This window comes from Streptomyces sp. NPDC102437 (genome assembly GCF_044765565.1).
Classification (GTDB): domain Bacteria; phylum Actinomycetota; class Actinomycetes; order Streptomycetales; family Streptomycetaceae; genus Streptomyces.
This window is the reverse complement of the sequence record NZ_JBIWKI010000119.1, coordinates 1-3948: the sequence shown is the minus strand read 5'-3', so window position 1 is coordinate 3948 and position 3948 is coordinate 1. Positions and strand designations below refer to the sequence as shown.

Sequence of the window (3948 nt, the reverse complement as noted above, 5' to 3'; positions counted from 1 at the left end):
GCGTCCGTCAGCGGCCAGCCCGCGCTGCCGGCTGAATTCGATGAAGGTGGTGGGGGTGGACATGACGGTGACGCCGCCGGCCAGGGCCATGGTGCTCTCGCCGCGGCGCAGGGACTGACATGCGAGGTGCAGGGCCACCAGGGATGAGGAGCACGCGGTATCGATCGTCACGGCAGGGCCTTCGAGGCCGAAAGTGTAGGAGATGCGGCCGGAGGCGATGCTGCCGGCGCTGCCGTTGCCGAGGTAGCCCTCGACTTCTTGCGGTGCCTGGGTGAAGCGTGCGGCGTAGTCGTTGTACATGACGCCGGCGAAGACGCCGGTGCGGCTGCCGCGCAGGGTGGTGGGGTCGATGCCGGCGCGTTCGAAGGCTTCCCAGGAGGCTTCGAGCAGGAGGCGCTGCTGGGGGTCCATGGCCAGGGCCTCGCGCGGTGAGATTCCGAAGAAGTCGGGGTCGAAGTCCGCCGCATCGTGCAGAAACCCGCCCTCACGTACGTATGAGGAACCCGAGGCGTCGGCGTCGTCGTTGAAAAGTTCAGCCAGAGGCCAGCCCCGGTTGTCCGGGAACCCGGATACCGCGTCGCCACCGGCTGACAGTAACTGCCACAGTTCTTCCGGGTTGTTGACTCCTCCCGGGTAACGGCAGCTCATCGCCACGATGGCTATTGGCTCACGGTCCCGGCTCTCGGCGTCCTCCAAGCGAAGACGCGTCTGCTGGAGATCTGCGGTGACCCGCTTCAAGTAATGGAACAGCTCTTCTTCGCGCGCCATGGAATCTCACCTGTACATCAGTCGAGTGGGGGAGAGGTCAGGTTCCGGGCCTGCCGGGGCAGGCCCGGAAGACTCGAAGATTCAGAAGTTCTGGTCGATGTAATCCAGCAGCTCATCAGGTGTGGCCGGGTCGAATGCGGCGTCAGCTGGACTCGTCGCCCGGGGGGAACCAGATGTCCGAGACGCGTCGTGGCGGGCAGATGGGACCGTGTTGCCTGCCATATCGCTGCCGGTCGTCTCCGCGAGCCGCTTCCACTCGCCCAGCAGCGCCGTGAGGCGTTGAGTCACAAGCGCTTGATCCGAGGCCTGAAGCTTTGCCGTGCCGTCCTGGGCGGCCAGGGCGGCTTCCAGACGGTCCAGTTCCTCGAGGACCGAGCCAGCCCCGCCGTTCACGGAACCTGGCCCACCGTCCCTGATACTCACCGGAAGCTCGGTGACCAAATGGTCGGCAAGCGCGTCGGGTGAAGGGTGGTCGAAGACGACGGTCGCGGGCAGCGACAGACCGGACAAAGCATTGATCCGGTTCCTTAGTTCGACGGCCGTCAAGGAGTCGAAGCCCAGATCCAGGAAGCCCCTTCGGATGTCGAGCGCCGCCGCGGAGGCGTGACCCAAGGCAGTCGCGGCCTCGGTGCGGACCACGTCGAGGAGTACCTCCTTGCGCTCGTCAGAGCTCAATCCCTGCAGGCGCTCAGTCAGCTGGCCCGCTGCCTCGTGCTGCCCCGAGGCCGGATCATCCGAAGCCGTGGAGGACTGCCCGGAGACAGCTTCCGCGGGAAGGAAACTCCGCAGCACCGCGGGGATACCCCGGACCGGCGTGCGCCCACCGGCGGGACCGGACGATGCAGTCGCTGCGGCACGGAGAACCGCCTTGTCCACGGCGAGCGGCACGAGTACAGCCGTATCGGCTGCCGACGCTGCGTCGAACATCGCCCGTCCCTGTTCTGGCAAGATCGGTACGACCCCTGTACGGGCCAGGCGGCGGCGGTCGGCTATACCCAGTTCCCCGGCCATTCCCTCGGCGACGTCCCACAGACCCCACGCCAGGGAGAGGGCCGTAAGGCCTTGAGCTTGCCGAAGCTCTGCGAGCGCGTCTACGAATGCGTTGGCTGCTGCGTAGTTGGCCTGACCCGCAGAGCCCAGTACGCCGGCCGCCGACGAGAACAGAACGAAGGCGGAAAGGTCGAGCTCGCGCGTCAGCTCGTGCAGATACCAGGCTGCGTCGGACTTCGGTCCGAACACGGTCTCCAGCCGCCCGGCCGACTGCCCGGCGAGAGCCGCGTCGTCCGTGACACCGGCACAGTGCACCACGCCCGACAGAGGAAACTCCTCCGGTACGGACGCCAGCACCTCGGCCAGCGCTTGGCGGTCCGAGATATCACAGGCCGCGAACTCCACGGTCGCGCCGAGTCCACGCAGTGTCGTCGCCAAGGCTTCGGCACCAGGAGCAGCCGCGCCGCGGCGGCTCACCAGCAGCAGTCGACGCACTGCGCACGATTCAACCAAGTGCCGGGAGAACAGACTTCCCAGGGCCCCGGAAGCGCCGGTCACCAGTACCGTGCCCGATCCCAAGTCGGGCCCATCGACAGGGGAGGTGACCTCGGCCTGAACGAGCCGGGGGACGTATGCGCTGCCCCCACGCAGTGCCAACTGCGGCTCGTTCGAGGAGACAGCAAATGACAGTGCGTCGTCGGACGCCGGGGAACCATCGGTATCCACCAGCACCACACACCCGGGATGCTCCAGTTGGACCGAACGCAGCAGCCCCCAGACCGCAGCGCCGGACAACCGCTCCCTCATCTCTCCCAAGGACAGCGCGGTCAATGACTCCTCGGCCGTGCCGGCCGAAGCCGCACCACGTGTCACAACAACCAGGCGTGAGTTCGCCGAACCCGGATCTGCCAGCCAACTCTGTACATGGCCAAGGATCCGCTCGGCCGCGAGACGGGACGACACGGAGAGATCGTTGCCGTCGTCCAACACTGAGGTCACGGGCAGCAGGACGGTGTCGGGCAGCGGAGACGCATTACGCAGGAGGTCAGGCAGAGCCGTCGGCTCCCCGCCGTCGACAGTGACGTACTGCTCCAGCTCGCCCGCCGACTGAGCGGCCGGAGAGACCGGAAGCGACGAGATGGCCTGCCACTCCAGGCTCAGTGAGGAGGCCCCCTGTGAGCTGCGGGCCTGCCGCAACAGCTCACCGGAGACCGGGCGGCTCACAAGAGAGGAAATCGACGCGACCGGGACGCCGGTCCCGTCCGACAAATCGAGAGCGAACGTACTGGCGCCCCGCGGCTTCAGACGCACACGCAGCTCCGTTGCCCGCCGAAGGCGCAGGGACACATCCGTCCACGTGAACGGCATGCTTGCTGCGCCGCCATCGTGCCCGGAGCCCGTGCCCTGCACGGTGCCGCCTACCCAGGTCGTGTGCAGCGCGGCGTCGAACAAGGCCGGGTGCAGCAGGAACCCATCCGCCTCGCCCTGCTTTCCTACGCTGATTTCGGCGAAGACCTCGTCACCCCGTCGCCAGGCCGCCTGCAGACCACGGAATGCGGGACCATAGCTGATACCGGATTCGGCTACCGTGACGTAGAAATCGACAAGATCGATAGGCGCGGCATCGCCAGGCGGCCACTGCTCTTCCGTAGCAGGCGCCCCCGTCACCTCAGCCTCGGTGGTCAACACGCCAGCACAGTGCCGAGTCCAAGGAGCGTCGGGCTCCGCATCCTCCCTGCGGGAAAACACTTCCACCTTGCGCCTGTCCGATTCCTCCGCGCCGCTGACCTCGATGTGCAGATACGAGGCCGCTTCCTCATCCAGCACGAGTGGGGCCTCAAGCGTGAGCTCGGACAGGTGGGGCAGCCCTGCGCGCGAGCCGGCATAAAGGGCGAGTTCGACGAAGGCTGTGCCTGGGAGCAACGCAGTTCCCATCACCACGTGATCGGCGAGCCAGGGGTGGGACTTCAGCCCGACCTTCCCGGTCAGCAGAGTCCGGCCTGAAGAAGGCAGCACAACCGCCGCCTTCAGTAAAGGATGGTCCGCGCCGACGAGGCCTGCCTCGCTGAGGTCAACAGCGTCGCGCGGTTGGTTATTGAGCCAGTAGGTGTGGTGTTGGAAGGGGTAGGTGGGGAGGGGGGTGTGGTGGGTTTTGGGGTGGTTGTAGTAGGTGGTCCAGTTGGGGGTGTG

At 66.7% G+C, this 3948-nt stretch carries 2 protein-coding genes; both read right to left on the bottom strand.

Annotated elements, in window-relative coordinates:
- The coding region (locus ACIRJP_RS42030; protein WP_404186441.1) for a beta-ketoacyl synthase N-terminal-like domain-containing protein at positions 1–768 on the bottom strand (768 nt) is incomplete at its 3' end.
- Positions 769–849: 81 nt separating this feature from the next.
- Positions 850–3948: SDR family NAD(P)-dependent oxidoreductase (locus ACIRJP_RS42025; RefSeq protein WP_404186439.1), on the bottom strand; the 3099-nt coding region annotated here is incomplete at its 5' end.